Source organism: Brucella lupini, from assembly GCF_002252535.1.
GTDB classification, from domain to species: domain Bacteria; phylum Pseudomonadota; class Alphaproteobacteria; order Rhizobiales; family Rhizobiaceae; genus Brucella; species Brucella anthropi.
Map to the genome: position 1 here is coordinate 1 of NZ_NNRN01000065.1, position 23128 is coordinate 23128.

Consider the following 23128-nt stretch of genomic DNA (forward strand, 5'->3'; position numbering starts at 1 on the left):
GTGGTGTGGGAGGAGGGCCTAAAATGCCCTCCTACCCGATTCGCGGGTATTATTTCCGTGAAACTTGCTTTTTTTGACAATGACAATAGGCTTTTGGCCTAGTACGTACCCAAAAAAGTGTGAAACATCTTTTGGGTGCAATCGGTCAAACAGGTTCCTCCCCCTCATAAGGAATAAAGCATGCAGGAATTCCAGCAGACGATGGGTGCAGGCGCGCTCATCTCGATCGCGGTGGGCGCTGTTCTATTATTGCTTTTGCTCATCATCCGGTTTCGTGTCCATGCCTTCGTAGCGCTTATAATCGTCAGCCTCTTGACGGCGCTCGCGACCGGCATCCCGGCAGGCAATATTCTGACGACAATCACTTCCGCCTTCGGGTCAACCCTTGGCGGGGTGGCACTTCTGGTCGGTCTTGGCGCAATGCTGGGCCGGTTGCTTGAAATATCCGGTGGCGCACAGGCACTTGCCGACGATCTCATCCGACGGTTCGGCGAAAAGCGCGCGCCCATGGCGCTTGGCATCGCGTCGCTCATCTTCGGCTTCCCCATCTTTTTCGATGCGGGATTGGTCGTGATGCTTCCCGTGGTCTTCACTGTCGCACGGCGCCTGAAAGGAAGCTTGCTTCTCTACGGTATTCCGGTCGCAGCGGCCTTTTCGGTGATGCATGTTTTCGTGCCGCCGCATCCGGGCCCGGTGGCTGCATCCGAGCTTCTGGGTGCAGATGTGGGGCTTCTCATCCTCGTCGGGATCGTGGTCGTCATACCTGTCTGGTTCATCGCCGGGCACCTTTTTGGTGCATGGATCGGCAAGAAGATCGTACTTCCGATCCCCGATAGTTTTGATGCCGGGAAAAACGGAGAAGAAGCTGTCAATCCTCCGAGTTCCGGCTTGGTCATGTTGCTGCTTCTGCTGCCGCTGGTTCTGATCTTCATCAATACGGGGCTCGATTTTGCCCGCGCGCAAGGCTGGGTCAGCGCCGATGCAAACTGGTATCAGCTGGCGCGAATGATCGGATCGACGCCGGTTGCTCTCCTGATTTCAGTGCTGGTGGCATCCTATGTGCTCGGACCACGGCGCGGCAGAGATGCAGCCAGCGTCGAACGCATTCTCGATTCGGCGCTCGGTCCGGTGTGTTCCATCATCCTGATTACGGGCGCAGGCGGCATGTTTGGCGGTGTTCTGCGTGCTTCCGGCATTGGCGACGCCTTGTCAAATGCGTTCGCCGATACAGGACTGCCTGTCATCGTGGCAGGCTTCCTGATCGCAACGATTTTGCGCGTAGCACAGGGGTCGGCAACGGTAGCGCTGATAACGGCTGCCGGGCTTATCCAGCCTGCCGTTCAGGCTGCCGGATATCACGGGCTTGAGACCGCCGCGGTGGTGATTGCCCTTGCTGCAGGGTCGGTCATGCTCTCCCACGTCAACGATTCCGGTTTCTGGCTCGTCGGTCGTTTCTTCAATATGGACGTCAAGACAACGCTGAAAACCTGGACGGTTCTGGAAACCCTTATCGGGCTTCTGGGCTTCGGCATGGCGTGTATTCTGTTCTGGCTCGCTTAAACTCACGATAAAACGGCATCCCGAAAGGGGTGCCGTTTTATCTCTACTCTAGAGCATTTCCTGTTTTAATTGAATCATTGGAAATTCTCTATCTGTTTGTTTTTAATCATGTCTTTATCCCGAAACCGGTTCCCACTTTCGGGAGACATGCTCTAACGCTGCACCTTCACGCCGAGATAGACGCTGTCGGCGGTATATTCGCGATCGGAAATCTTGCTTGTCAGGAATTCGTGACGCAGGCGCGCATCCAGCCCGACAAACCGGTTGATCCAGTAGGTTGCCCCGATCTGCGCACCGATCGTGTAATCGGTTCCGGTGCCATCCTTGTTCTGCCGGATATTCGCGTCGAGCCTGCCATTGAGGCTCAGGTCTGAACGTATGCGGTGCGTCACATCGAGGCTGGCAAAATGCAGGAGCGACCCTGCAATGCCGGGCGTGGTCGAAGTATCGACCATTGTCTGCGCATAGAGGCTCACATCGGTTCCGCGCAGCGGTGACCAGTTGAGCGCTGCATTGATCGACGGTCCGCTGATATCGCCAAGACGAGAATCATCGCTGTTGGCGCGCATGTAACCGGCGGCGAATTCGCCGTTCAGCTTCTCGCCCATATCCAGCATCATGCCGCCGCGCAGTGCAAATTGCGATCCGCTGCGTTCATAGCCGTTGCTGTCTACCTTTTCGTCGAAGATGCGCTTGCCCAGTTCAACTTCCGTGAAGGGCTTGATCGCCGGGGACAGGCTAAAACCGCCGCGCAACGTAATGCTGGCATAGGTGTTGTCACGGTCCTTTTGGGTGACCGTGCCGCCGGAAGATAGTTCCGCATCGCCGTACATATCGTGTTCGACCCGTCCGGTTGCGCTGCCGAAGATCAGGCCCATGTCTCGTTCGACGCCGAGGCTTCCATTGAGTGTGTGAACCAGAGGCCGTTGCAATGCGCCGACGACCCCATTCGGGCTTGACGCGCTTTCGCGGCGCAGCCGATAGCCTGCGCCAGTGTTGACGGTCGTCTGGTCACCGAGATCGAAACGCAGTTTGCCCTGAATATCGACCTGCGGTTCGGAAACGTCTTCGCCCGAAATAGACTTGGCCCATGTGCCCGAAGCGTCGAGTGTTGCCTGATGGCGCGCCCAGTCCGACTGTGCATTGAGCCGCAACGTGGTTTCGTTGAGAACGGCGCTGGAACCGCTTGCGCTGTTGTCGCCGTTGGTCGTGACACGGATACCCTGTTCCAGCGACGGTCGCAGGATGAACGAACCGGTGCGAATGCCGACCGGCGCGAACGGATCGACCTCCTGCGTGGAGCTGCGCCCCTGCTCGGGCGATTGCCGGAGATTTTCGCGCTGTGCCCGGCCCGTTTCGTCGCTTGCGTCGGTATCGACCGAGCCAACACGAATATTGTCGGGTCGAAGCGGCTGACGGTCCTGCGGCACGGGAACGGTCGGAGCGGTTTGTGTTGTCGTGGTCGGATCTGCCGCTGTCGTGTTTTCAGGCGGGGTATAACTGTCGTCGGTCGTCTCGCTGGCGCCGTCATCATATCCGGGCGCGGCAAGCCCGCGATTTGCGAGCGTTTCCGGCGAGGAGGCTGAAAGCACGTCCTCGGCAACGCTTCCGCGCAGATAGGCTTCCTGAGCAAATGCAGAACCATGCCAGATTGCTATCGCCACGCCCGACAAAAACAGGCATTGCAGCCTGCGGGCAATGGGCGTCGAACCGCCAGAAGGGGTCTTGGCAAATAGCATGTCGTGTTTTCAAACCGTCGCAACGTGGTAGATGAACGGTAAAGGCACATGGTTAATTCTTGGTTGCTGCGGCTGAATTCATGGCGATGCTCGCTGCACAAATGTTTGGACAACCGACTGTGAAAAAGTTAACCCTTGCCGCCATGGAAAAGCTCGATCAGATCATCCCTCCGGCAGATGCGGAAGCGACTATTGCTTCGGCGCTGCGCACCATAAAGACCGAAAATGCGGGCCTCGCAGCGCTTGAAGAAGCGCTGAATGACGGCCTTTCCGGCCCCTTTGTCGAAGCGGTGAAGCGTATCGTCGCCTCGCGCGGACGTCTGGTCGTTACGGGCGTCGGCAAGAGCGGTCATATCGGCTCCAAGCTCGCTGCTACTTTTGCCTCGACCGGTACTTCGGCATTCTTCGTTCATTCGGCGGAAGCCAATCACGGTGATCTCGGCATGATCGACCGCGACGATGTTATTCTGGCCATCTCATGGTCGGGTGAAACGGCAGAATTGAAGGGGATCGTCAATTATTCGCAGCGCTTCCGCATTCCATTGATCGCGATTACCTCACGTGAGGATTCTGCGCTTGGTCGTGCTGCGGATGTCGTGCTGCTCTTGCCGAAAACTGCCGAGGCCTGCCCGCATGGTCTGGCGCCCACGACCTCAACCATGATGCAGCTTGCCATCGGTGATGCGCTGGCAATAGCACTTCTGGAAGCGCGCGGCTTCACCCCGAGTGACTTCAAGACATTTCATCCCGGTGGTTCGTTGGGGGCAAGTCTTATCCATATCCGCGATATCATGCATCGCGGCGAACGCCTCCCGCTGGTGGAAGTGGGCACCTCTCTGCCGGACGCGATGAAGGTTCTGGCGCAGAAGAGTTTTGGGTGTGTTGTGGTTGTCGACGGTGGTGGTGATCTGGCAGGCATCGTCACAGACGGCGATATATCGCGCAATCTGAGCCGAAACCTTGCGGCTTTGGCAGTTGACGACGTCATGACACGCAAGCCCAAGACGGTTGACCAGAACATGCTGGCGACGGCGGCACTCAACACCATCAATGAAAATCACATCGGCGCACTGATCGTCACCGAGGCCGGGCGCCCGATCGGGCTCGTGCATTTCCACGACCTGCTGCGGATCGGCGCTGCTTGATAGGGCATTGAGGCATTATGTTTTGTAGGGCAGACATATTGCCCTACTGCCTTATTCTGCCACTTCAATCTCCAGCGAGACCGGATCAAAAGCCACAACGCGGACTTCTGTTCCGGTTGGCAGATCAGGGCCTTTCACGCGCCACATCGTATCGTTGATACGGATACGCCCGCGACCATTGATGATCGGTTCGGTCAATGTCGCGCGCTGGCCGACCAGCTGCTCGCCGCGACGATTGAGTAAGGGCTCGTCTGCATCGGTGCTGCGTGAGCCAAAAAAGCGACGCCCCACCAGCACGAAAATGACGGCCAGAACCAGAAACACAACCGTCTGAAACTGCCAGCCAAACCCTGTCGTCGAAGACAAGAGAAAGGCGAGCGCACCGGTTACAAGTGCTGCAAGCCCGAACCAGATGAAGAAGAAGCCGGGTGCAGAGATTTCCAGAATGAGCAGGATCAGCCCGAAAACGAGCCAGTTCCATATGCCAAGACCGGACAGAAATTCGATAATCATGGCGCCCTCTCTTCCTTTTTTTGAGCAGCTTTAGCGCCCTGCGGACGGAACGCTGCGCGGGCGGGAAGGGGTCGGCGGCTGCGGTGCCGGGTCTACCGGCCTGCTGCCATCACCAAAGACTTCCTTGGCAATTGCACCAATACCGCCGAGCGAGCCGATAAGGGCACTCGCCTCAAGCGGCATCAGCACGACCTTTTGGTTCTTGGCGCTGGCAATATTGCTGAGAGCTTCCGTATATTTCTGCGCAACGAAGTAGTTAAGCGCCTGTACATTGCCGCTGGCAACCGCATCGGAAACCATGGTGGTGGCTTTCGCTTCGGCTTCCGCGAGGCGCTCGCGTGCCTCTGCCTCGCGCTTGGCCGCTTCCAGCTTGCCTTCAGCTTCGAGAATCTGTGACTGCTTCTGACCCTCGGCGCGCAAAATCTGCGCGTTGCGGTCGCCCTCGGCTTCAAGAACCTGCGCGCGCTTGTCACGCTCTGCCTTCATCTGGCGCGCCATCGAGGTGACGATATCTTCCGGCGGATTGATATCCTTGATTTCCACGCGGGTCATTTTGAGGCCCCACGGATGGGCAGCTTCGTCGACGACCCGTAACAGACGATCATTGATCGCATCGCGGTTCGACAACAGCTCGTCGAGATCCATCGAACCCATGACGGTACGGATGTTGGTCATGGTGAGATTGAGGATCGCATATTGCAGGTTCGCGACCTGATAGGCTGCCTGTGCTGCGTTCAGCACCTGATAGAAAGCCACGCCGTCAACGCCGACAATGGCGTTGTCACGGGTGATGACCTCCTGCGTCGGCACATCAAGCACCTGCTCCATCATGTTGAGGCGCGCGCCGATGCGGTCAAAAAATGGCACGATCAGATTGAGGCCGGGATTGAGGGTGCGCGTATAGCGTCCGAACCGCTCGACTGTGTAGTTGAACCCCTGCGGCACGGTCTTGATACCGGCAAACAGCGTTGCCAGAACCAGTGCGGCCAGAATGAGCAGCGTGATATCGAAACCGGTCATTGATTGTTTCCCTTTTAAGGCATTAAGGCAGTAGGGCAATATGACAATAGATGCTTTAGCGCGGCAAACATACTGCCCTAATCGCCTATTGCCTTACACCCATCCCTGCAATTCGCGGCGCACCAGTGTCTCGATGACCTTCATGCCGTCTTCGCTGTCGTTGAGACACGGAATATGGCTGAAACTCTCGCCGCCGTTTTCCAGAAATTCTTCAGCAGCCTCATTGCCGATCTCGTCCACTGTTTCCAGACAGTCGGCCACGAAACCCGGATTGAGAACGGCCATCGACTTGACCCCGTGCTTGGCCAGTTCTTCCACCGTTTCGTCGGTATAAGGCTGGAGCCATTCTTCCGGGCCGAAGCGCGACTGGAATGTGGAGCGAAACTGGCTGTCATCAAGGCCCAGCCGGGCCTGCAGCAAGCGCGATGTTTCAAGACATTGCTGGCGGTAGGGGTCGCCCTTGTCCGAATAGCTTTTCGGAATGCCATGATAGGATGCGAGGACCACTTCCGGCTTGAAGGAAAGTGTTTTCAGATGTTTCTCGATGGAGCGGGCCAGTGCTTCGATGTAAACGGGTTCCGTCTCGTAAGACGGGACGATGCGCACCGCTGGCTGGAAGCGCTTTTTCATGAGCGCTTCGAAGAACTTGTCGTTCACCGTCGCTGTCGTCGTTGCCGAATATTGCGGATAGAGGGGGAACATGACGATCCGCTCGCAACCTTGCTGCAGCAGACGGTCGGTCACGCTTTCAATGGAGGGTTGGCCATAGCGCATTGCCCAGTCCACGACCACATTCGGATAGTCGGCAAGCGCCTCGGCAAGCTTCTCGCCCTGCGCGCGTGTATAGGTCCGCAGCGGAGATTCGTTTTTCTCGCGGTTCCAGATGCGGTCGTAAAGCTTGCCGGAACGCTTCGGGCGAGTGTTGAGAACGATGCCGTAAAGGATCGGATACCAGATAAGACGCGGCCATTCGATGACGCGGCGATCCGAGAGAAACTCGGCCAGATAGCGGCGCATCGGGCCGTAACTCGTGCCATCCGGTGTGCCGAGATTGACCAGCAGAACACCGACCTTGGGCAGTTTTGCCTGCACCTCAGTTTTGGTTGTCTGGCTGGGCTTCTCCTGCACTTTATCCATCTCACTCATCTTCCGACTCCTGTTCAGCCGGAAAACTAGAGAAAAAAAGACAAATTACAATCCTGACAATTGCCGCTGGCGCAATTCTATCGGCGCGAATGTTTTTCGCGCCGTAAATATTTGAAACTTACGCAAGATATCGGGTGCTTATGCTGCCGCGCGCCGTGTCAGGGAGAAGCGCGAACCCGACGACGACGTGCAGTTGAGCTGCGTCGGAGAAACAAGTGCGCAGTTCACTTTTGACGATGTGCCGCGCACGATGGAACGCATGTCGATCTCGACAAGCTGCGGCGACTGGTAACGGTAGTTGCCTTCGGCAAGCTTTTCGTTTGTGTCAGTGGAGCGGGTCTCGAAAATGCCGCCGTTGAACGACGAGACGATGCCGTTTGGATCGACCCAGCTGCCTTCGATGCCGGCAGGGGCGCGGGATACGGTCGGGACATTGCCGCCGACCGGGCCAGTCGTTTCACACGCGGCCAACGCCAGCGACATGACTGCAAGAGGGGCAATGATGCGGAAGCGTTTCATATCCATGCTCTCCATTAAAGCATTTTCGGGCCAGAACTGCGAAATGGCTGGCGTCTGAAATGCGTAAAACCAAGTATTTAGAGCGGCTTCAACGATTCCGTGCCGATTGGAACCGCTCGGGGATGGTTAGTTTGATGTATTGAAACTTGCACGAAAACAAGCCCTCATTGTGAGGAATGGGCCTCCGTTTGTCGATTTGTTGACAATGATGCAAGATCGCCGCGCAGAGTGGAAGGCTGTGCCCGATCTTTCCGTTTCGCTGTCACGACCCGAAAATCAGCATTGCCGATATAAACATCATGACGGCGACGATCACCGACGACGCTGAAAGTGCGCGACGAAGATAGTGCTTGAGCGCAGTATTGTTCTTGAACGAGACCATGGAGGCAATGGATTTCGTTAACTGGTAGAGAGCGAGATAGAGGACAATCGAGATTAGCCCGATCGTCCATCCAAACTGCACCGTCTGGCTGGGATGCCCCGGCACACCTAGAATCCAGGGCAAGACCAGAAGTCCGCAGATCAGAGCCATCAGATCAGGAAACCGGCTTACAGCCAGCTTTATCGTATTGCGGGCAAATATCGATAAACGCACATATTCCTCATGGAATGGCCCGGTCGAAGCCGGGCCAGCTTGATTAGCGAACCAGAATATTCCGGAATTGCCACGGATCCTTGGTATCGAGGTCTTCCTTGAACAGATGGCCGCGACCTTCCAGCGGTGTCCAATCGGTGTAATAACCGTTCAACGGACCCAGATATTGCATCTGGACTTCAAGGCAACGGCGGTAATCCATCTCGTCGGTCTCGACGATGCCGCTGTGCGGATTCTCCAGCGCCCAGACCATGCCCGCCAGAACGGCTGAGGAAACCTGCAGGCCAGTCGCGTTCTGATAAGGCGCAAGTTTGCGCGCTTCCTCTACGGTCAACTGCGAGCCGTACCAATAGGCATTCTTGTCGTGGCCATAGAGCAGCACGCCAAGTTCATCGCTGCCGTCCAGAATTTCATGCTCTTCCAGAACGTGCTGCACCGGCTGTGCCTTGCCGCTTGCGCCGAACATTTCATCAAGGGCCAGAATGGCGTCATTGCTCGGGTGATAGGCGTAGTGACAGGTCAGGCGGAAATCGAGCTTGCCCTTCTTGTCGCGCAGCGTGAAAAAATCGGCGATGGAGATCGCTTCATTGTGGGTGACGAGCAAGCCATATTGCGCACCGAGCGTCGGACACCAGGTGCGAATACGGGTATTGCCGCCCGGCTGTTCGAGGAAGATCGCTGCCTTGTTGCCCTTCTTCTGCTTGCGGGCGTTCTTGGGCATCCATTTTTCATGGCTGCCCCAGCCAAGCTCTGCCGGTTGCAAGCCTTCGGCGATGAACCCTTCGACGGACCATGTATTCCAGAATGTGTTGAAAGGTTTCGGCTCTTTTGCGCGTTGGGTATCGCGTTCGGCGATGTGGATACCCTTGACGCCGGTTTTTTTCATCAGTTTTGCCCAGCCGTGGCGATCATCCGCTGCCGGTTCGGTGAAATCGAGCTTCAGTTCAGTCGCAAGATCGACGAGCGCTTTCTTGACGAACCACGAGACCATGCCCGGATTGGCGCCGCAGCAGGAAACCGCGGTCGTGCCGCCGGGATTCTTGCGCTTTTCAGCGCGCACCGTTTCGCGCAGCGCATAATTGGTGCGCGAGGCATTGTCAGCTTCTTCATCGAAATAGAAGCCGAGCCAGGGTTCCACCACGGTGTCGATATAAAGCGCGCCATGCTCTCGGGCGGAACGCATCAGATCGAGTGATCCGGTATCGACCGAAAGATTGACGATGAAAGGCTGGCCTTCCGTTTCTTTCAAGAGAGGTCCAAGAACCTTTTTGTAATTGTCCTTGGTGATTGCTTCCTTGATGAAGCGGATGCCCTTGTCATCGAGGATTTTGCGATTGGCTTCGCTCGGATCGATAACGACCATGCGCGACTTGTCGAATTTGAAATGACGTTCAATCAGCGGCAGGGTACCGCGCCCGATCGACCCAAAGCCGATCATGATGACGGGGCCGGTTATCTCGCCATAGACTTGCCATTTCGCTTTCGCCATTTTCTTCCTCTGAGGTGCCGCAGAATTGCGGTGTTGGGTTATCCTTAGCCCGATTTAGCTTATGCGCGGGAACGATAACACAACTTCATAGAAAGAAAGAAACGTCACAAGCCTATGACATCAATACATGTTTAATGCGGATTGGCTTTTTAAGCCTCGATTAGCTGTGCCCGGATCATACCGCGCAGCGAATTGCCGACGAGAATGTTGCGCGCATTTTTGAGCGTTTCGACGGTAACGATACCCTCTTCGACAATATTGTTGTTCAGCAATTCACGGCGCAGAACCCCGTCGAGGAGGCCGCATGACAGGGCGGGCGTCGTGCAGGTCGTGCCGCCTACATCGAGAAATATTGACGTAATAGTTCCCTCACAGACTTCGCCGCGATCATTGAGCAGAATGACTTCGTCGATCTCTGCCGTCGAATACTCTTCGCGTGCTGCGATATAGGCCTGCCGTCGCGTCGTCTTGTGGCGCAACAGAGTATCATTGTGATCAAGGTGCGTGCGGGCAATCGCGATTCGCCAGATCGTCTGGCAGGAGAGTGGTTCAAAAGGCATGGTCGAGACGGTGGCCACGCCATCGGGCGCAAGTGTCAGCCGCAGCTTCAGGGCCTGCTCACCGGTTCCGCTTTCTGAAACCTTCTGCCGGACAGCTTCCATATTGCAGGAAAAACCGAGTTCACGGGCGGAATTTTCGAGGCGTGCCATATGCAAATCGAAGCGTAAAACGCCCGAGAGCGGCTCCCAGCGCATGGTTTCGATCAGCTGATAATCCGGCTCCATGATCACGGCCTGCGCCCCGTGTGGCTCGACAGTGCTGCGAACCGTGCTTTCAGAAGACATTCCTCATACTCCGCTTGCGCCGTGGAATCGAAGACCACGCCACCCCCGACGTTGAAGATTGCACGATTTTCATCGAGAAGCGAGATCGTGCGAATGGCAACGTTGAAACGCATCCGCCCGCTTGGCTCGATCCAGCCGAGCGAGCCGCAATAAATGTCGCGCGGCCCGGTCTCCAGTTTACGCAGGATTTCCATGGCGCTGATCTTTGGTGCGCCGGTGATCGAGCCGCACGGGAAAAGGGCTGCAAAGAGCGTGCGCAATGGCAGGTTTTCTTTCAGTCTGGCCCGCACGCGGCTGATCATCTGGTGGACGGTGGGATAGGTTTCGATGCGGAAGAGTTCCGGCACATCGAGCGATCCTACTTCGCTGACAAGCGAAATATCGTTGCGAAGCAGATCAACGATCATGCGGTTTTCGGCCTGATTCTTCGGATCGTTCAGCAGAAACTGGCGGTTCTGCTCGTCTTCTTCAGGCGTCGCACCGCGGGGCATGGTGCCTTTCATCGGATGGGTTTCAATCCACCCGTCGCCGTCGACTTCAAAGAAAAGTTCCGGCGAACGCGACAGGACAATCGGTCCACCAAGATCGCAATAGGTCGCGTAGCGAACCGGCTGACGTTTTGCGAGCATGTTGAACAGGATCAGCGGATCGCCGCCCCATTCCGCATGGATCGGAAAGGTGAGGTTGCCCTGATAGCAATCGCCTTCGCGCAAGTGCTGGTGCAAGCGTTCGAAGCGGGGCGCATAGTCGTCAAACGACCATTGCTCGACCGGATCGCGCAGAAAGGTGGCATTGTCTTCGCTGCGCCCGTGCATCGATTGGTCGGAAGGGCCATCGAACACGCCGAAGCAGAGAAGCGGGGCATTGCGTCCCTCTGGCAGCAACGGCTTCAGCTTGGGTTCGAGAAGATAGCCGGCTTCATAGGATAGATAACCCGCAAGCCATTTTCCGGCATTATGGGCCGCCTGCATCGCATCCCATGCGGGTTCAAATTCATCAGGTGTGTCGGCGCGAATGATCGATGAGGGGGCCGTGAAAAGCACATCGCGGCCCGCCTTGTCATCCCGGAACAGGATAAGCGGCTTATTGCTTTGGTGAGTCACGCAAGTGCTCAGTCTTCCATGGCTTCAAGCTCGTCGATGATGCCTTCGATCACTGACAGGCCCTTGCTCCAGAAATCCGGATCGCTTGCATCCAGACCGAACGGCGCAAGCAATTCCTTGTGGTGCTTGGTGCCGCCAGCCTTCAGCATGTCGAAATATTTCTGCTGGAAGCCCTTTTCCGAGTTCTGGTAGACCGCATAAAGCGAGTTCACCAGACAATCGCCGAAAGCATAGGCATAGACATAGAACGGTGAATGGATGAAGTGGGGGATATAGGTCCAGAAGGTCTCGTAACCCGGATTGAGATTGACGGCATCGCCAAGGCTTTCGCGCTGCACATCCATCCAGATTTCGCCGATGCGTTCTGCGGTCAGTTCGCCTTCGCGGCGCTCGGTGTGGACGCGACGTTCGAACTGGTAGAAGGCTATCTGGCGCACGACCGTATTGATCATGTCTTCAGCCTTCTGGGCCAGCATGGCCTTGCGTTCGCGCTTGTCCTTCGTCCGCTCCAAAAGCGAGCGGAAGGTCAGCATTTCGCCGAAGACCGAGGCGGTTTCGGCGAGCGTCAGCGGGGTTGAGGCCATCAGCGCGCCCTGACCGCCAGCCAGAATCTGATGCACGCCGTGACCAAGCTCATGGGCAAGCGTCATCACATCGCGCGGCTTGCCCATATAGTTGAGCAGCACATAAGGATGCGCAGACGGCACGGTCGGATGCGCGAAAGCGCCCGGCGCCTTGCCGGGGCGCACCGGCGCGTCAATCCAGTTCTTGTCGAAGAAATCCTTGGCGATTGCGGCCATTTCCGGCGCGAAATTGCCATAGGCGGACAGCACCGTTTCACGCGCTTCATCCCACGAGATAAGCGCCTGCGGCGTTTCCGGCAGCGGCGCGTTGCGATCCCAGTTTTCAAGCTTTTCGAGGCCGAGCCATTTGGCTTTCAGGGCATAATAACGGTGCGAAAGGCGTGGATAGGCGTCTTCCACCGCCTTGGCCAGCGCGTCCACCACTTCCCGCTCGACGCGGTTGGCAAGGTGGCGGCTGTCGGCAATATCCTGAAAACCGCGCCAGCGATCGGAGATTTCCTTGTCCTTGGCGAGCGTGTTGGTGATCAGCGTGAATGTGCGCAGATTGGCGGCAAAAGTCTTTGCCAGTGCATCGGAGGCTTTTTTACGCACGGCCCCATCGGCGTCCTGAAGCATGTTCAGCGTCGGCTCGATGCTGAGTTCCTTGCCATCGATTTCAAAGCGAAGCCCTGACATCGTTTCATCGAACAGCCGGTTCCAGGCGCTGTAGCCGGTAATCGACTTTTCATGGAAGAGCTGCTCCAGCTTGTCATCAAGCTGGTACGGCTTGTCCATACGCAGATCGGTCAGCCATGGGCGGTAATGGCCAATGGCCGCATTGTCGCTCATCGCCTTTTCGAGAACTGCATCCTCGATGCGGTTCAGTTCAAGGCCGAAGAAAATGAGATGGGTGCTGGCGTCGGTCAGCTTCTGCTGTACGTCGCCGAAAAGCTTCATGCGCTTCGGGTCGGACGTGTCACCATAATAGTAGAGGCCCGCGAAGGAGCCGATACGGCCCATCAGCTCATCGAGAGCCTCGAATTCCCTGATTGCATCGACAAAATTGCCGCCATTGGTCTTGGCTGCTTCGTCGCCGAGCTTGCCTTTCCAGCGTTCCTCGAAGGCTGCAGCGTCCTTCATCGCCTTTTCGATATCGTTTTTCAGTTCTGCGCTGTCCGCAGACGGATAAAGATCGCCCAGATTCCATTCCGGCAGGTTGCCGAGGTCAGTCGTTTCGGCAGCAACCGCATCACTGGCCGGTGCGTGCAAAACCTTGTTGAAGGAAACGGATTCTGAAAAGCGGGTCATGAACATTCTCCAAGAGCATTTCCAGAAAAAGTGCGAAACGGTTTTTCGTCGGATAATGCGTACAAACAAAGAGATAGAGCGGTTCCACGATTCCGCGTTAACCGGAACCGCTCTACTAGGCCTCTTCTCGCATGTCTTGCCAGGATCGCCAAGAGGTGGGAAAAGCGCCTCGAAATTTTGTGATGGCCTGTCCCGTGGTAGATTGCAGAAAAGCAAATACCTGAATCAGGAAGTGGATTCAGGATACAATTTTTGTGAATGGGACGCTTAGGTACATTTAGTACCTTGCATTCGACGAAGGCTTGCCTCCAAATAACGCGCCTGGAATATGAGACATTTAAACTGTTTAAGTATTTTGGGCGTGGGAACTCCATAGGTTGATGATAGCTGTTAATGGCCACGCGCATACTCATAGCGGATGACGATCCGATTCATCGGCGCAATCTTGAAGCGATAGTCATGCGCATGGGCTATCGGACCATTCTTGCTGACGGTGGAGCAAGCGCACTCGGTTTCGTAAGCCAGCGTAAGGACATCGTCCTGATGCTGCTTGATCTATCGATGCCGGACATGGATGGCCTGACCGTTTTGCGCCGGATGCGCGAAGCTGGAAATAATGTTCCCGTTATTGTTCTCGTTCAGAATGATGATCTCCAGCCGGTTCTGCAGGCAATGAAAATGGGCGCGGTCGATTTTGTGACCAAGCCGGTCGCCTTCGAGCGTGTGCAGGTTTCGGTTTCCAATGTTCTGAAGATCGATGCGCTGACGCAGGAAATCCGCCGCGCCCGCTCATCCCTGAAAGCTCATCTGACACTTTCCGACATGGCGATCAAAAGCCCGGAAATGGAGCGGGTCAGCATTCTGGCACGTAGGGCCTCGGCGCTGGATGCACCGCTTCTGATCGAAGGAGAGCCCGGCAGCGGCAAGGAAACACTGGCGCGCGCTATTTGCAGCGGCGGTGCCCGCTGGCGTGGCCCTTTCGTGACCGTTGATTGCCGCACCTTGACCGTCGACAATGCCGACGAAGTTTTCTTCGGCGTTTCGACTGCACGGCGTGACCGCCGCGAGGATGATGTCATCCGCAGCCTCGGAAAACTCGTGGAAGCCGATGGTGGGACGCTCTTTCTGGATGAGGTAGGTGCGCTGCCACGCCACACGCAAATCAAGCTTTTTGCCGCCATGCAGTCCGGCCAGTTTGAGGCCGGCGGCGGAGGCGAGCGCACGTTGTCCAACGCCCGCATCATGGCATCGAACAGCCGCCCTCTGGCCGATCTTGTCCATATGGGGCGCTTCCATGCAGGGCTTTACCATCTGCTCGGCTCCTTTGCCATTGCTATGCCGTCGTTGCGCAACCGTCTGGAAGATATTCCGATCCTGCTGCATCAGTTCATGATGCGCTATGTCAGCGAAGAACGGATGGGGCATATCACCGGCATCACCACCCATGCGCTGGAAAAGCTGAAGACCTATCATTGGCCCGGCAATGTGCGGGAGCTGAAAAATGCCGTTTATCGTGCCGTCCTTCTCTGCGAGACTGGCGAACTGACGGCAGCTGATTTCGCACAGATCGGTGCGGGGGCAGAGGCTGCAAGGGCAGTGCAGCAATCGGTTCGGTTCAACCTTGTCGATCACGATCCGACGGTGAGTGGTCAGTCGGGCTTGTTCAGCGGGATCGATGGGGCAGGCGAGGTACGCACGCTTGCCGCAGCCGAAGAAGAAATGATCCGGTTCGCGATTGCTCATTATGACGGGCAAATCAGTGAAGTTGCTCGTCGTTTGGGCATTGGAAGAACCACACTTTACCGGAAGCTGAAGGAATATGGCATCGATGTGACGTCGATTTCCGGCAAGGGGCCGGGTGCCGATGAGGAGGGGGAAACGACCCCTTTCAACCGTGCTGCCAGTTGATGAAACTCTGCGTAACCAATTGAATTTTAGTCGTTTATAATAGATTGGCTGTCACGCTTGGCAGGTACTGTTGCCGATTAAAGACTGTTAATAATTTTTTAACCATGACAAAAATAGATGCGCGTGTGTGGCTTTTTTGCCATGGTGTTTCCTCATTTGTTGTTCACTAAGCGTCCATTAACCATTAAATCCGACAATCGGAGCTCGAGCGGAACTGGGACGCAGGCTTTTTGTGGCACCACAAAGAAAGTCCCGAGGGATGCCTGGAGAATGCTTCTGGGGCGGAAAAACGGTAAGGCGATACGATTCGATGAACAGCATATCGACCATTAAAGCGCGCTTTGCGAAGGTTTGGACCGGGATGAAGGCATCTATGTCCGTTCCGTCTGCCCTTGCCGCTGCTGCGGTTCTCATGGCGCTGTCTCCTTCGCAGGCTTCGGCTGAAACCCGCTCTCTCAAGCTTTATTACGTTCACACCGGTGAAAAAGCGGAAATCGTCTTCAAGAGAAACGGTCGCTTTGACGCCCAGGGTTTGAAGAAGCTGAACGTTTTCCTGCGAGACTGGCGCCGCAACGAGCCGACCAAGATGGACCCGCGCCTGTTCGATCTGGTCTGGCAGGTCTATCGCTCCACTGGATCGAGCCAGTATATCACCGTCGTTTCCGCTTATCGTTCACCGGCCACCAATGCCATGCTGCGCTCGCGTTCCGCGAAGACCGGCGTTGCCAAGAAGAGCCAGCATATGCTCGGCCGAGCGATGGACTTCTATATTCCCGGCGTACCTCTGGCAAAATTGCGCGGCATCGGCATGCGCTATCAGATCGGTGGCGTCGGTTATTATCCGCGTTCCGGCTCGCCATTCGTCCACATGGATGTTGGCAATGTTCGCTCCTGGCCGCGCATGAGCCGCCGCGAACTGCTCGCACTCTTCCCGGATGGCAAGACCGCTCACCTTCCCGCAGACGGCAAGCCGTTGCCGGGCTATGAGCAGGCATTGGCCATGATCGAGAAGCGCAAGGCCGGTGGCGGCGAGATCTTGATGGCCAGCAATTCCGCGCCGCGTCGCAGCAAGAGCCTGTTCGGTGCGCTGTTTGGCGGCGGTGCCGACGAAGAAGAAGACACTGGTGATGTGAGCGCCCCGCCGGCCACGGCACGGCCAGCTCGTGCAGCGCCTGCGCGTCAGGCTCCGGCAGCGGTTCCGGAAGAGCCGGTCCAGCAGCCGCGTGAAACTATGGTTGCTGCTCTGCCTGCCCGCGATGCTCCGCTTCCGGTACAGGCACCGCGTCCGGAAACGGGCCTTGATGCACAGGCCGCAGCCGAAGTCCCGGTCGCCGCACTAAACGTTCCTATCCCGGCTCGCAAACCCGCAATGGCGCCACAGGATGCCGTTGCACTCGCCGCAGCCGAACCTGCCGCCGATGCGGCAGCTGCCGCCCGTGCCGCCGTGGATGCGAATACGGTTCAGGTTGCCGATGCTGGCACGCCTTCGCCGCTGATGAATGGTTTTGTGCCAATCCCGTCGGCTCGCCCGCAGCTTGAAACGGATAATATGCAGCTTGCAGCTGCGGTGGTGCCGTCAGCGCGTCCGACGCGTCCGGGTGAAAGCCCTGCTACAAACGGTCAGGATGCGATTGCCGCGCTGGTCAATAGCCAGCAGGCCGAACCGACGCAGCTTGCCGATGCAGGCAATGCGGCTGTGCCGCAGCCGGGCGAAACGGCAGCGTTCCCGCTGCCGAAGGAAGCGCCGCGTGCCAACACGCAGCTTGCCCTGCTTTCCAAGAGGGATGAGATCGGCGAACTGATCGCACCGCCTTCTGACGATTATTATGACAGCAAGCAGGTTGCAGACGCTGCGCCAAAACAGGCTCCGGCAGCTGTGCAGACAGCTTCGGTTGCCCGCACGGCACCGGCAAAGCCGACAGCCACTGCTTCTGCCGCAGTCCATAAACAGGTTGCAGCGATTGGCAAGGCAGCCGAGACGGGTGTTCGTACCACCGCGAAGGGCGGGCGTTATGTAGCCAAGGCCCAGTCCAAGCCGCGTGCAGTTGTCCAGCCTGCGGTAATGCCAGCTTCGGAAGTCGCCATGTCGACGGAATCGGTGTCGAGCGCCATACCGGTGACCAATCCGGTCCTCCGCAACGATGCGATGCGCTCCGCACCGGCCATGGTCTACACGGCAGGTTTCCAGCGTGGCAATTTGCCGACCGAACGCGCCAACCAGTTCAGCGGCAATGCCGTTACCTTCCTGACGGTGGCCAAGTTCACGGAAACCAACTGATCGCCATCCAAACGATGACAAACCAAAAGAAAAGGGGCCTTCGAGGCCCCTTTTCTCATTCGCGTTTGATCTTACTCAGTTTTTCAAATCAGCTGCTTCGCTTGCAAGGTCGGTGATTGCACCCCAGTCGCCAGCCTCGACGAGTTCTTTCGGTGCAACCCACGAGCCGCCGACACAGACGACGTTCGGCAGCGACAGGTAATTCCTGGCGTTTGCAAGGCTGATGCCGCCTGTCGGGCAGAAGAAGGTTCCGGCCAGCGGAGAGGACAGCGCCTTCAGGAACGATGCGCCGCCAGCCTGTTCAGCGGGGAAGAATTTCAAATGGGTATAGCCTTCCTCGCGGAGCGCCAGCATTTCGCTCGGTGTGATGGCGGCGGGCAGAAGTGGCACGTCGCTGTCATTGGCGGCAGCGACGATGTATTTCGTTGCGCCGGGGCTGACGATGAAGCGCGAACCAGCCTTCGCTGCATCCTCATATTGTTTGGCATTGAGGATCGTCCCGGCACCGACGATTGCTTCCGGCACTTCCGATGCGACCGCGCGGATGGCATCGAGTGCCGCAGCCGTGCGCAGGGTGATTTCGATGGCGGGCAATCCGCCTTTGGCAAGCGCGCGTGCCAGCGGAACAGCATGTTCCACCTTGTCGATCAACAGAACCGGAATGACCGGCTGGCCTGTCATGATGGGGACGAGAAGATCGGTTTTCTGGGACATCGGCTTGCTCGGCTGTTTGAGTGGATAAATCGATTTAAATCTCCTTCGTCGGTTTGTCCACCATTGAAGAAGGCTTGATCACGCGGCTCTTTTAAAGTTCTCAAGCCGCTTTTGCCAGCGCTGATAGGCTTCGGCCATGCGTTTGTCATATTCGTTGCGGGCGAAAGCCGGACCGTTATAGCGTCGGGCGAACTCGCGCCAGTTACGGGCCTTCAGCACGTCGAGAAGCTCTGCCTTTTCGATGAAGCGCAGCATCAGCCGCGCCTGCCCGGCAATCGATCCGCGTGCTTCCGCCACAAGTTCATCGACGGTGGCATAACCAAGCCATTCCCAATGCGCACCCATAACCTGCCCCAGCCCCCAGGAGGTGGATTCGAGCGCTGCCTTTTTGCTCAAGCCCATCGCACGTTCAAGCAGAAGCCAGCGCGCAGCTTGCGATTTCGGATTGCGTATCTGGCCTGCAACTGGTGCCGACAGGCCGTTGGTTCTGGCATAGTCGCGTAGACGACCGGACAGCCTGCGGTCAAAATAATGCCCTTCGAACCGGATGGCCGGTTCTTTGCCTCCGCTGATATCGAATAGCGCCTTCCCGCCGCTTTCCACTTCCGCAATTGCCAGCAAAGCCGCCGGGTTAATCTCCGTCTCATCTGCCATTGTCGTCAGGGCTGCAATTGTCTGGCTGTCGAACATATCTCTCTCCTCGAAAAGTGGTCTTCGAGGCGGATTTTGGGGCGTCTTGGTCGCATGAGGATAAAGTTGACTTGAATTCGCCGTTTGTGGGGATTAGTTGCGGGATAGTTTTCAAAGAAGATAGAACCGATGAGCAATTTGCCTTTCACCGTTGCCGCCCTTTATTGCTTTGCGCCGCTCCCGCAATATGAAAGCCTGCGCGAGCCGCTTGCCAAGCTTTGCTGCTCGAATGGCATCAAGGGAACGCTGCTTCTGGCGGCGGAAGGCATCAATGGGACGGTTGCAGGCACACCCCAGGCAATTGAAAAGCTGGTGCAGCACATCACGGCTATCCCCGGTCTGGCTGACCCGGAGCTCAAATATTCCCATGCGACCGAAATGCCGTTCCATCGCATGAAGGTGCGGCTGAAGCGTGAGATCGTCACCATGGGTGTCGATGGCATCGATCCGCTGAAAAGCGTTGGCACCTATATCGCGCCGCAGGACTGGAACGCACTCATCGCCGATGAGAACACCGTCGTGGTCGATACGCGCAACGATTATGAATATGCCATCGGCACATTCGAAGGGGCGCTTGATCCGCAGACCAAGACTTTTCGCGAGTTCCCCGAATGGGTCGAGCAGAACCGCGACAAGCTGGAAGGCAAGAAGATCGCCATGTTCTGCACAGGCGGTATTCGCTGCGAAAAGGCAACGGCCTTCGTCAAGGGGCTGGGCTTCGACGATGTCTTTCATCTAAAGGGCGGTATCCTGAAATATCTTGAGGAAGTTCCGCGTGAGGACAGCATGTGGAACGGCGAGTGCTTCGTGTTCGACGAGCGCGTGGCCGTGGGCCATGGCCTTGCTGAAAGCGATGTCGAACTGTGCCGTGCCTGCCGCCGCCCGATTTCGCCGGAGGACAAGCTTTCACAGTTTTTCGAGGAAGGCGTTTCCTGTGCCGGTTGTTATGACGAGCGCACGCCGGAAGATCGCGCCCGCTACGCAGAACGCCAGAAGCAGGTGAAGCTCGCCGAAATGCGTGGGGCGCACAAGCACATCGGCAGTTGACGCAATTTGCGGCAATGCTCTAAAGCGCATCCCGAAAAGTGTGAAACGGTTTCGGACAAGATGCGCGTCAGAACAAAACAATAGAGCATTTCCAATGTTTTAATCAAAACAGAAAATGCTCTATTGCCGCATGCATCCCCACAGGGCTGGTCAAACAGATTTCATCCCATTATGGTGGCTCTGGTTCCGGAACGATCTGAATTCGTTACGGAATTTGGGCGGCTTTTGCATGGACGCCCGTGCATCAAGGGTTTGACGGCATCCGGGTCGCGTTTGCCTCCATCACACCCATCATCGCAAGTCGGGGTATAGGAAATCTCCAATGCTCATACAGAAACAGCGCCGGTTTTCCGGCGGATGATGGTTTGCCTGTCGTCGCAGGCAATATGGAGGATACTCATGAAGAAACTGATCGCCGCATTTCTCATCACCGTTGCTGCGGGTGCCGCCTCGGTTGCCCATGCTGCCGAGAAGGTGACTGTTTTCGCTGCCGCCAGCATGAAAGACGTTATCGAAGAAGCTGCCAAGCAGATGAAGGCCAAGGACGGTACCGAAGTGGTCGCGTCGTTTGCATCTTCGTCGGTTCTGGCCAAGCAGATCGAGCAGGGCGCTCCGGCGCAGATTTTTATTTCCGCCGATCTCGACTGGATGGATTATGTCGAAAAGGCCGATGCCATCGACAAGGCTTCACGCAAGGTGATCGCCGGCAATGCGCTGGTGATTGCAACGCAGAAAGACACGCCGAAGGGTGACGCCAAGGAGCTTTTGAGCGCCGGTCGTTTTGCCATGGGTGATCCGTCAAATGTCCCGGCGGGCAAATACGGCAAGGCAGCGCTTGAAAAGCTCAACATTTGGAAAGACGTCGAGAAGAATGGCGTATTTGCCGAGAATGTTCGCGTTGCGCTGCAATATGTCAGCCGCGCGGAAGTGAAGGCGGCCATCGTCTACGCGTCGGACCGTGCCGCGGCACCGGAACTGGTCGAAGCCTATCGCTTCCCTGCTAGCAGCCACGCCCCGATCCTTTACCCGGCGGCACTTGTTGCGAAGAACGAAACCGATGCCGCCAAGGCTTTCTTGGCTTTCCTTGAAAGCGATGCCGGTCAGGCGATCATCAAGGACAAGGGCTTCGTGGGAGCTGCGGAGGCTGCTGAATAATGATGGTCAAAGATGATTGAGAGTAATGTCTGGCAGATTGTGTCTCTGTCGCTCCGGGTTGCCGGAATAGCCATCATTGTTGCGCTGCCAGTTGCCTTTATCGTCGCCTGGATTCTTGCCCGGTTCAATTTTCCGGGCAAGTCTCTGGCGCAGGCTATCGTCACCATGCCGCTGGTCCTGCCGCCGGTGGTGACGGGCTATCTGCTTTTGATCCTGTTTGGCGCGCGGGGTGCTCTGGGAGCGCCTTTGCAGGAATTGTTCGGTCTTTCCTTTGCCTTTCGCTGGACGGGCGCCGCCCTTGCCGCCGGTGTCATGGCGTTTCCGTTGCTCGTCCGGCCGATCCGGCTTTCGATAGAGGGGCTGGATCGCGGACTTGAGGAAGCGGCGCGCACGCTTGGCGCCAGCCGCTTCACGGCTTTCTTCACGGTCATTCTGCCGCCCTTGCTACCCGGTGTGCTTGCAGGCGCAGTGCTTGGTTTTGCCAAGGCGCTGGGTGAATTCGGTGCTACGATCACATTCGTATCCAACATTCCCGGCGAAACGCAGACCCTTTCGCTTGCCATCTATGCCCTGATGCAGACGCCAACGGGTGATGCCGAAGCATTCCGTCTGATTGCCATATCTGCAGCTATCTCAATTGCCGCCGTGGTCCTTTCCGAGTGGTTGCAGCGCAGGCTTGCGGGAGCGACAAAATGAGCGGGCTTGCTGTCTCGATCAAAGGGCGCAATGGCAGGTTTCCTGTCGAGGCCGATTTCGCCGCCGACTGGGGCGTGACTGCATTGTTTGGCCATTCGGGCGCCGGCAAGACGACGCTTCTGAAAATGATTGCCGGAACACTCCGTCCGGAGAGCGGACGCATTGCCGTGGGTGACTTCACGCTGTTCGATGCCGAAAAGGGCGTAAATCTACCACCGGAAAAGCGCCGCATCGGCTATGTGTTTCAGGAAGCGCGGTTGTTTCCGCATATGAGCGTGAAGCGGAACCTGACTTATGCGCGTTGGGCCGGGCACAGGCAGGCGACACGGAGCTTTGACGAGGTGGTGGCGCTGCTCGGCATTGATGATCTTCTCGACAGGCGGCCATCGACGCTTTCCGGCGGCGAACGCCAGCGTGTCGCTATCGGTCGCGCGCTGTTGTCTGATCCCGCACTTCTTTTGCTGGACGAGCCGCTTTCTTCACTCGACCATGCGCGCCGGCAGGAAATTCTGCCCTTCATCGAGCGTCTTCGCGATGAAAGCCACGTGCCGATCGTCTATGTGAGCCATGAAATCGATGAAGTCGCGCGGCTTGCTGACGAAATTGTGCTTCTTTCCGCTGGCCGGGTGACGGCAAGTGGTGCGGCGGCGGATGTGTTTCCGCTGATCGACGCCGAGGGCGAGGGCGGTGGCGTGCTGTTGGAGGGTATGGTTTCGTCTTATGACGAGCGCTACAAACTGGCAGAAATCGATCTCGGTGGCGCGTCGTTCCAGCTCAGCGATGCGGGGCTGGAACAGAATATGCGTGTGCGGCTGCGCGTGCGTGCGCGCGACGTCTCCATCGCACGTAAGGTGCCGGAAGCGATTAGCATCCGCAATGTGCTGCCGGTGACCGTCACTGCCGTTACGGCGGATGATGGCCCGAATGCCTATGTTTCGCTGGACTTTCAGGGACGTCGTCTTGGTGCGCGGCTGACGCGGCGTTCTGTAGATGAACTGGCCCTTCAAACAGGTGACCATGTGGTTGCGCTGGTGAAGGCGGTTTCCGTTGATCGGGCGGCTATTCGGGAAAAATGACGCGGGGACAATAATCCGG

Annotated in this window: 20 protein-coding genes; 8 read left to right on the forward strand and 12 right to left on the reverse strand. The window is 57.1% G+C overall.

The genetic code is table 11. The annotated features are described in order from the left end of the window. Positions 1 to 180: 180 nt before the first annotated feature. Positions 181 to 1560, forward strand: a complete 1380-nt coding sequence (locus CES86_RS26500; RefSeq protein ID WP_010660668.1) for a GntP family permease — start codon at positions 181 to 183, stop codon at positions 1558 to 1560. 152 nt (positions 1561 to 1712) lie between these two features. Here the strand turns inward: CES86_RS26500 and CES86_RS26505 are convergent, their stop codons facing one another. Beyond that, positions 1713 to 3299, reverse strand: a complete 1587-nt coding sequence (locus CES86_RS26505) for an outer membrane beta-barrel protein (protein WP_094515850.1) — start codon at positions 3297 to 3299, stop codon at positions 1713 to 1715. A 143-nt stretch (positions 3300 to 3442) separates the two neighbouring features. Between CES86_RS26505 and CES86_RS26510 the strand changes: the two genes are divergently transcribed. Beyond that, positions 3443 to 4444: a KpsF/GutQ family sugar-phosphate isomerase gene (locus CES86_RS26510; RefSeq protein ID WP_029929782.1), complete on the forward strand. Its 1002-nt coding sequence runs from the start codon at positions 3443 to 3445 to the stop codon at positions 4442 to 4444. Positions 4445 to 4495: 51 nt separating this feature from the next. Here CES86_RS26510 and CES86_RS26515 read toward each other — a convergent pair whose 3' ends face one another. From CES86_RS26515 to CES86_RS26555, 9 genes are all read right to left on the reverse strand, one after another. Further along, entirely contained in the window at positions 4496 to 4957 is a 462-nt protein-coding gene (locus CES86_RS26515) for an NfeD family protein (RefSeq protein WP_010660671.1), read from the reverse strand. Between the two features lie 30 nt (positions 4958 to 4987). Next, a complete protein-coding gene (locus tag CES86_RS26520) occupies positions 4988 to 5977 on the reverse strand; it encodes an SPFH domain-containing protein (protein WP_094515851.1) in 990 nt (329 codons plus the stop codon). Between the two features lie 93 nt (positions 5978 to 6070). Beyond that, entirely contained in the window at positions 6071 to 7123 is a 1053-nt protein-coding gene (gene hemH, locus CES86_RS26525) for a ferrochelatase (protein WP_094515852.1), read from the reverse strand. A 138-nt stretch (positions 7124 to 7261) separates the two neighbouring features. After that, on the reverse strand, positions 7262 to 7642 hold the full coding sequence (gene omp10 / locus CES86_RS26530; protein ID WP_010660674.1) for an outer membrane lipoprotein Omp10: 381 nt from the start codon (positions 7640 to 7642) through the stop codon (positions 7262 to 7264). 262 nt (positions 7643 to 7904) lie between these two features. Further along, on the reverse strand, positions 7905 to 8237 hold the full coding sequence (locus CES86_RS26535; protein WP_012093557.1) for a hypothetical protein: 333 nt from the start codon (positions 8235 to 8237) through the stop codon (positions 7905 to 7907). A gap of 43 nt (positions 8238 to 8280) precedes the next feature. Next, the gene (locus CES86_RS26540) at positions 8281 to 9726 is read right to left on the reverse strand and encodes a homospermidine synthase (protein ID WP_094515853.1); all 1446 of its coding nucleotides are present in this window, start codon (positions 9724 to 9726) and stop codon (positions 8281 to 8283) included. Positions 9727 to 9875: 149 nt separating this feature from the next. Then, on the reverse strand, positions 9876 to 10571 hold the full coding sequence (locus CES86_RS26545) for an aminotransferase class IV family protein (RefSeq protein ID WP_094515854.1): 696 nt from the start codon (positions 10569 to 10571) through the stop codon (positions 9876 to 9878). Continuing rightward, positions 10514 to 11674 (reverse strand): aminodeoxychorismate synthase component I, encoded by a 1161-nt coding sequence (locus tag CES86_RS26550; protein WP_094515855.1) that lies wholly within the window; start codon positions 11672 to 11674, stop codon positions 10514 to 10516. The genes CES86_RS26545 and CES86_RS26550 overlap by 58 nt, the downstream gene beginning before the upstream one ends. Positions 11675 to 11682: 8 nt before the next feature. Then, on the reverse strand, positions 11683 to 13545 hold the full coding sequence (locus tag CES86_RS26555; RefSeq protein WP_012093553.1) for a M3 family oligoendopeptidase: 1863 nt from the start codon (positions 13543 to 13545) through the stop codon (positions 11683 to 11685). A gap of 393 nt (positions 13546 to 13938) precedes the next feature. Between CES86_RS26555 and CES86_RS26565 the strand changes: the two genes are divergently transcribed. Together CES86_RS26565 and CES86_RS26570 are read left to right on the forward strand one after the other, a co-directional pair. Further along, complete coding sequence (locus tag CES86_RS26565; RefSeq protein WP_010660680.1) at positions 13939 to 15453, forward strand: sigma-54-dependent transcriptional regulator; 1515 nt, start codon at positions 13939 to 13941, stop codon at positions 15451 to 15453. A 361-nt stretch (positions 15454 to 15814) separates the two neighbouring features. Continuing rightward, positions 15815 to 17731 (forward strand): DUF882 domain-containing protein, encoded by a 1917-nt coding sequence (locus tag CES86_RS26570; protein WP_094515886.1) that lies wholly within the window; start codon positions 15815 to 15817, stop codon positions 17729 to 17731. 75 nt (positions 17732 to 17806) lie between these two features. Here CES86_RS26570 and CES86_RS26575 read toward each other — a convergent pair whose 3' ends face one another. Further along, entirely contained in the window at positions 17807 to 18445 is a 639-nt protein-coding gene (locus CES86_RS26575) for a 2-dehydro-3-deoxy-phosphogluconate aldolase (RefSeq protein ID WP_094515856.1), read from the reverse strand. Positions 18446 to 18523: 78 nt separating this feature from the next. Further along, on the reverse strand, positions 18524 to 19135 hold the full coding sequence (locus CES86_RS26580) for an N-acetylmuramidase family protein (protein ID WP_094515857.1): 612 nt from the start codon (positions 19133 to 19135) through the stop codon (positions 18524 to 18526). A 129-nt stretch (positions 19136 to 19264) separates the two neighbouring features. On the opposite strand from CES86_RS26580, the gene trhO reads away from it, so the two are divergent. The 4 genes from trhO (at position 19265) to modC (ending at position 23109) form a co-directional block, all read left to right on the forward strand. Next, positions 19265 to 20182 (forward strand): oxygen-dependent tRNA uridine(34) hydroxylase TrhO, encoded by a 918-nt coding sequence (gene trhO, locus CES86_RS26585; RefSeq protein WP_012093546.1) that lies wholly within the window; start codon positions 19265 to 19267, stop codon positions 20180 to 20182. A 399-nt stretch (positions 20183 to 20581) separates the two neighbouring features. Continuing rightward, positions 20582 to 21337 (forward strand): molybdate ABC transporter substrate-binding protein, encoded by a 756-nt coding sequence (gene modA / locus CES86_RS26590; protein WP_012093545.1) that lies wholly within the window; start codon positions 20582 to 20584, stop codon positions 21335 to 21337. A gap of 12 nt (positions 21338 to 21349) precedes the next feature. Beyond that, on the forward strand, positions 21350 to 22033 hold the full coding sequence (gene modB / locus CES86_RS26595) for a molybdate ABC transporter permease subunit (protein ID WP_012093544.1): 684 nt from the start codon (positions 21350 to 21352) through the stop codon (positions 22031 to 22033). Continuing rightward, the gene (gene modC / locus CES86_RS26600; protein ID WP_012093542.1) at positions 22030 to 23109 is read left to right on the forward strand and encodes a molybdenum ABC transporter ATP-binding protein; all 1080 of its coding nucleotides are present in this window, start codon (positions 22030 to 22032) and stop codon (positions 23107 to 23109) included. The genes modB and modC overlap by 4 nt, the downstream gene beginning before the upstream one ends. Positions 23110 to 23128: the final 19 nt, after the last annotated feature.